Raw genomic sequence first — 6,884 nt, 5'->3', positions numbered from 1 at the left:
ACAAATTCAGACGTGAATCATTAATCTATTGAAAATAAATACATAGCCAGATGAAATAGAAAACAGCCTTTAGATAATCGTTTATAACATCGAGCGCAAATGCTGGTGCAAGTTAACATCACATGTCGTATTCGAGAATATGCTAATAACAGTATTAACATCTTGGAACTCTCCTATTTATCCCAGTAATACAGGCAGATCTTCATCAAGCAACGTTACCCATAAAGGAATAGTCAGATCTTAGTCACAACTCTAGACATAATTCAATGAGTAAGTGGCCAAGGTTAGCTAACATTAGATTTGAATAAAATCCGCACACTTATAACCAATAGTGAATGCGAGATAACAAAAAAATGCAGGGAATACATGATGAATACAATAACAGTTAGTCCCGCTGCAAAAGCGGTATTGAGTGCAGGGCTTATTGCTCTAGCATTATCGGGTTGTGGAGGCAGTGATGGTACCAATGGCGAAGATGGGCCAGATGGTATTATTGGTGTAAACATAGATGCGACATCAACCCTAAAAGCGACCTTTACCGATGCAACCGTAGTCGACGGAAAAGTCAGTGTTGGCTTTATCCTTAAAAATGCCAATGGTGTTGCGGTATTGGGACTAACAAAAGATCATGACCTTCGTTTTGGTATTGCGCAATTAACCCCAGTTACCGAAATGGTCGGAACTGATGGCGCTACAGTTGAAGTAGATCGTGGTTATCAATGGCAGTCTTATATCAATACAACAAAACAACCTAATGCAAGTTGGATCCCTGATGGTGAAACCAATATCGCTCCTTCTGCACAATTTCAGGCTGAAGTTGAGGCTGCATCAAAATGTGCTGACTGCTTAGTCGATAATCTAGATGGTTCATACTCGTACACCTTTCAAACCAATATTGCTGAAGTCACAGAGCCGTTAAGCATCACTTATCAAGCCGATGACACCCAGCGCATTACATTGGAATTAAAACAGCCATTAATCACAGCCAATGCTCATTACGATTTTCAACCTTCAACTGGCTTAACCGAAGATATTGCAACGCGCGACATCGTCTCGATCAATGCTTGTTATACCTGCCACCAACCAGAAAGCTTAGCATTGCACGGCGGTCGTCGAATCGATCTTGAAAACTGTGCATCATGTCATACCGCAACATCTGGTGATCCTGAAACCGGTAACAGTGTTGATTTTACCTACATGATCCATGCTATTCATAAAGGCCAAGACCGCGTAACCAGCACAGCTGACGGCAATGTTGCCGCACCTTATAAAGTGATTGGCTATGGCGGTGGAATACACGATTACGGTAACGTGATGTATCCGCAAAAACCTGCTGCCGATTGCAGTGCATGTCACGTAGAGGGCACGAACGCTCCCAAAGATGCCGCCCTGTTTAATGCTAATAAAAGTGATACGGCTTGTATTGCATGTCACACAGAATTAGCGTCTCAACAACATGTTGGTGTCGGCACAAATTGTACTTCATGCCATGTTGAAGAAGGCTATGGTCGCAGTGCAAAAGAAGCTCATGGTGATGTCATGAAAGCCTATAACGAAACACAAGCAATGAGCGCCGTATTCAGTGACGTAATTGTCACTGCAGATGGAAAATTCAGTACTACGGTTAAATTTACCGATGCTTCAGCTAATGTTATTGCAGCGGAATTTATCGACCAAGGTAGCCGCATCGTTATGGCGTGGGACAGCGACAAAAACTATCCTGCGTATCAAGATGCCAGTTACAGTAATCGTCGTATTAAATTAAGTGAAGGTACCGCCAACACAGATAATAGCTGGACCTTAGTTTGGGATAAGATCACCTTACCAACAGATTATGTGGGTAAAACATTTGAGCTATGGTCAGCAGTTACAGCCTGTTTTAACCATGGTGGTTACGGCAGACCGGAAGTTAAACTAACGGCTTGTAGTACTGATGATGTCCAAAAAGTGGAAATTAAAAGTAGCCCATTCCATTTTGTTATGGCTGCAAGTGCAATAGACACTAGCCAAACCACTGCTACACGTAGAAACATTATCAACACAGAAAGCTGCCAAGGTTGCCATAACCAAGAGGTGTATCACTATGACAATGGTGTCAATTGCCAAACCTGTCATACCGCTGATAAGACCCTTAGGAGTGATGACACTTACCCTGGTGGCAAAAAATCGACCAGCTTTGCCTTTAAAGCACACAGCGCTGAAGGTCATTACCTCAAATATGCCGGTGTTGAATCTGGAACCGTGTTGAAAACCGATTGTAAAACCTGTCATACCGCTGATGGGATCCAACTTGGTAGAGCCACTGACAGAGTATGGCGTTATGGCGATATCGAGACTGGCGCTGATGTATGGATGTCATCAGATACTGGAGCATGTTTAAGTTGTCATCAAAAGTATCGTACTGATGCCACCGTGTCACATATTGAATCTAACGGCGGTATAGTCGATGGAATAAGTGAGGAAGATGCTCGTAATCGTACATCGGAAATATGTTCTACCTGTCATACCGTAGATCGCGTCACTAAAACACATGGTTTTTAAGCTACACAAATAAACAACCTTGGCGTTTTATCCATCAAAGACCTTAGTTTTTAACTAAGGTCTTTTTGTTATCCGAACAATCTTCCCCCGCTAAACTCCGTATTTTATATACCTCTTTATTAATAGGCTGATCATCATCACACAATTACGTTCGTTTTAAAGACGAGTTGCTGTTTGTAAAGTAATCTTAGTGTTGGGAAAATTAATTCCAACATCAACTTAACTGAATAAGATAATTGCAGAACATACTGCCAGTGAGTTAGATGGATGACCTTTGCAGGGAAAATATGATGAATAAAAAATACACAAAAATGGCATTGTTACTTGCTATGTCAGCATCAATGACACTGGTTGGTTGTGGCGGAGGCGATGATGGTGAAGCTGGTAATCCAGGTAATCCTGGTGGCGAGCCTGCTGAAGCGATTAAGACACTAAACTTAGATATCACTAAAGTCACTTATCAAGACAGCAAACCGACTATTGAAGTATTTGCGACCAATGAAAAAGATCTCCCTGTAGCAGGTCTTAAAGACTTTGAAATTAAAAAAGTCGTCCAACTCATTCCAGCTGGCGCAAGCGGTGCAGGTAATTCAGCCCAATGGCAATTTATTGGCTCCGAAAAAGCTTTTACCGACCATGGTAACGGCAATTACAGTTTCACAGTCAATGTTGAAGGGTTTAATCCTGAGCTAACCCAACGTTATAATGTAATTGCAAGTGCATCAACCTTGCAAGACGGCGTTACCGGAGTGCCGCGTACTGAAATTACCGAAGATTTTGACGGTGAAGGATTCGAGGCTAAATACACTAAAAACATCGTTAACACCGCCACTTGTAATACCTGTCATGCAGAAGGTGAAAGCATTTATCATAGCTACACTGATTTAGAAACCTGTACATCATGTCATACCAATGAATTGGCTATTGAAAAAGGCAAGGTTCAAGATGAGTTCAGTCACTTAATTCATAATGTTCATAACAATGCCAAAATGTATGGACGCAACTTAGACAAGAGTGCAGAAACAGCGCATGCGATAGTGCAAGATAATTGCACCACTTGTCATGTTAATTCAGAACAACTGAGTGAATCGAACAACTGGTCTCGTATTCCAACCATGGAAGCCTGTTCAAGTTGTCATACCGACATTGACTTTAAAACGGGTCAAGGTCATCCGCAACAAGTCGATAATTCAAATTGTATAGCTTGTCATAATGCAAGTTGGACAGAAGAGTTGCACACAACATCGTATACTCAGAAAAAAACATTTATCGATTTATACGGAATGACAGCAACATTAACGGCTAATAAATCAAGCGCTGAAGACAAATCAGCGACCCTATCGGTAACAATTTTAGATGCTAATGGTACGGCCATTGACGCAACAAGCTTAGTCAGCAAAATTCAACGCGTTGAAACCATTACGAACGTCGGACCTAACTTCCCAATTATGGGATATAACCCTAGCCCAGGCAGCGGTTTAGCAAAAATCAGTAAAGACTTTATCAAAGCGGGTCTGTTACAAGCAGATGTAATCATTGAATCAGGTAACTTGGTCTATAACATTGCATCTCTGCCATTTGGTGCTGGCGATACAGATACTGCCTTTAGCTTTATTGGTCTTGAAATGTGTAACGATGGTATTCAAGCCATTGATTGTGTCGATGGCGTAGCAACTACCAGTATGAAAGCCGAATTCACAGTAGGTACTTTCTCTGGTAATGCGCCTAGCTATCGTCACACTGACTCGGTCAATTTTGGTTCATGTGATAATTGCCATGGCGACACCTTCGAGTTACATAAAGGACACCATGCTGGTTTTGTGATGTCAGAACAATTAGCTCGTGAACTTAATGGTGAAGTTACCATAGGTTTAGATGGTTGTGTGGCTTGTCATACGCCAGATGGCACTTATGCTTCTGGTGCTAATCAAGGTGCCATTGAAATGAAATTGCACAGTGTTCATGGTGAACAAGGCATTATCAAAGACTGTACTCAGTGTCACAGCGACTTTAATCTTGATGCATTCAAAGTTAAAGGTGCACTTGCTACGTCGCAAGGCCTTTATACAACACCTATCACTGCAACGTGCGCATCTTGTCATGGATTTGACACGATTTCGCAGCATGCACAAAGTCAAGGTGCGGTTGTTAATGGTAGCTATCAAGAAGCCAATGATGCTGCGCAGTTAGAAACCTGTTTCTTCTGCCATGCACCTACCATTGAAAACCACACACAAGTGAAGCTTTAATTTGTCCATTGAGAGAGAAGCCCTGCTTCTCTCTCATGCTATGGCTTACGTAATCAACTTGTTGATCATCAAAATGGACAAATTAGGAAGTCTACTTATGAAGACCACACATTCAATAAATACCTTATTTTTAGCCCTGCTCTGCCTTACTGCATCGACGCTGTTTATGTCGAGTCATGTACAGGCGGCAAAGTGGGATGCCAGCATGACACCGGCAGAAGTTGAAGCAACACTCGATAAAAAATTCGCCGAGGGGAAATACTCACCAAAGGGTGCCGACACTTGTTTAATGTGTCATAAAAAATCAGAAAAGGTCATGGACTTATTCAAAGGTGCTCATGGCGCAATTGATTCATCAAAAAGTCCAATGGCTGGATTACAGTGCGAAGCGTGTCATGGTCCACTAGGTTCACATAATCGTGGTGGTAAAGAGCCAATGATTACCTTTGGCCCAACTTCAACACTCGCTGCAGACAAGCAAAACAGTGTGTGCATGAGCTGTCATCTCGACGACAAACGCGTGGCATGGGACAGTAGTCATCACGCCAATGCCGATGTGGCATGTGCATCTTGTCATAGCATACATGCTGAACATGACCCAGTACTGTCAAAGCAAACAGAAGTCGAAGTATGTACCACTTGTCACACCAGACAAAAAGCAGACATGAACAAGCGCACCAGTCATCCAATGAAATGGAATCAAATGACCTGTAGCGACTGCCATAATCCACATGGCAGTTTGAGCGATTCAGATCTTGTTCAGCCAACAGTCAATGAAACGTGTTATTCATGTCACGCTGAGAAACGCGGCCCAAAGCTGTGGGAGCATGCACCCGTCACCGAAAATTGCGTCAATTGCCATAATCCACACGGTTCTGTGAACGATGCAATGCTCAAAACTCGTGCGCCACAACTGTGTCAGCAATGTCATGCGAGTGACAATCACACAAGCAACGCTTATCTAGGTAACACTGATATGGGTTCAACAGTAAATGGTAATGCCTTTACTGGTGGTCGTAGCTGCTTAAATTGTCATAGTCAGGTGCATGGTTCTAACCATCCGTCTGGTAAGTTACTGCAGCGCTAAGGAGATTATATTATGAATACTAAATTGAACCTCATTACCTTAGCGTTACTCACTAGTACCAGCTTTAGCCTGATGGCTGATGGTTATGGCCTAGCCAATGCTAAAACCGACAACATTAAATATGATGCTTGGAATTGTAAGGCTTGTGCTGTCGAAACTGGTACCACTGGAAATGTCGGTGTCGGTATTGGTTACAACAGCGAAGACGATATTAACTCAGCTAACGCCTTTAATAGCAGTAATCAAACTGCTGGCAAAATTGATGCCGATATAAAGTATCGCGGTAACAATGGCTACCAAGCAAAAGTCGTCGCAAATAATATCGGCATGGACAATGGCCGTATGGAAATAGATGTCGGTAAACTTGGATTGTATCGTCTTAATCTAGGCTATCGCTCCATTGCGACGTATCAAAGCAACAATGCATTAAGCCCTTATCAGAATATCGGCAGCGATAATCTTACTTTAGCGGATAATTGGGTAACGGCAGGTTCAAGCTCAGATATGCCAATGCTTTATAGCAGTTTAACCCCATTTGAATTATCGCTTAAACGTGAACGTGCCGGTCTTGGGTTTGAATATCAAACAGAATCACTGTTCACAACCTACGTTAATTTTCAACGTGAAGAGAAAACCGGAACCAAAGTTGCTTCTGGCAGTTTCTTCAACCAATCAATGATGTTGGCAGAGCCTGTTGATTACACGACAGACATCTTAAACGCTGGGATTAAACTCCGTGGTGATAACTGGTTTACTAGCATAAACTACAATGGTTCAGTGTTTAGCAATAACAATCAACAGCTTGGCTTTGACAGTGCCTTTAACCCTACGTTTGGGGCGCAAAGTCGTGGTTACATGGCGCTAGACCCAGATAACGAGGCCCATACTATTTCACTAATGGGCCAATATAATGATTCCATTACCAGCTTAAGTGGTCGTTTGCTCTTGGGCCAAATGACTCAAGATCAGCAATTAACTAGCATAGGTTATGGTTATTCATTACCGGC

4 protein-coding genes are annotated in these 6,884 nt (G+C 42.4%); all 4 read left to right on the top strand.

Annotated features, from left to right (window positions below):
- Positions 1-366: 366 nt before the first annotated feature.
- The gene (locus CXF78_RS06540; protein WP_102036321.1) at positions 367-2,541 is read left to right on the top strand and encodes an OmcA/MtrC family decaheme c-type cytochrome; all 2,175 of its coding nucleotides are present in this window, start codon (positions 367-369) and stop codon (positions 2,539-2,541) included.
- A gap of 287 nt (positions 2,542-2,828) precedes the next feature.
- Positions 2,829-4,790 (top strand): OmcA/MtrC family decaheme c-type cytochrome, encoded by a 1,962-nt coding sequence (locus CXF78_RS06535; RefSeq protein WP_102036320.1) that lies wholly within the window; start codon positions 2,829-2,831, stop codon positions 4,788-4,790.
- A gap of 97 nt (positions 4,791-4,887) precedes the next feature.
- Positions 4,888-5,877: a DmsE family decaheme c-type cytochrome gene (locus CXF78_RS06530; protein ID WP_011638088.1), complete on the top strand. Its 990-nt coding sequence runs from the start codon at positions 4,888-4,890 to the stop codon at positions 5,875-5,877.
- A gap of 12 nt (positions 5,878-5,889) precedes the next feature.
- Positions 5,890-6,884: MtrB/PioB family decaheme-associated outer membrane protein (locus CXF78_RS06525; RefSeq protein ID WP_145991385.1), on the top strand; the 995-nt coding region annotated here is incomplete at its 3' end.

The organism is Shewanella sp. 11B5 (genome assembly GCF_002836795.1).
Lineage (GTDB): Bacteria > Pseudomonadota > Gammaproteobacteria > Enterobacterales > Shewanellaceae > Shewanella > Shewanella frigidimarina.
This window is presented reverse-complemented; position numbering and strand designations above follow the sequence as displayed.

What these genes read in the sequence shown, in the direction of transcription:
- CXF78_RS06540 (WP_102036321.1), top strand. Translation starts at nt 367, where the DNA reads ATGATGAATACAATAACAGTTAGTCCCGCTGCAAAAGCGGTATTGAGT.
- CXF78_RS06535 (WP_102036320.1), top strand. Translation starts at nt 2,829, where the DNA reads ATGATGAATAAAAAATACACAAAAATGGCATTGTTACTTGCTATGTCA.
- CXF78_RS06530 (WP_011638088.1), top strand. Translation starts at nt 4,888, where the DNA reads ATGAAGACCACACATTCAATAAATACCTTATTTTTAGCCCTGCTCTGC.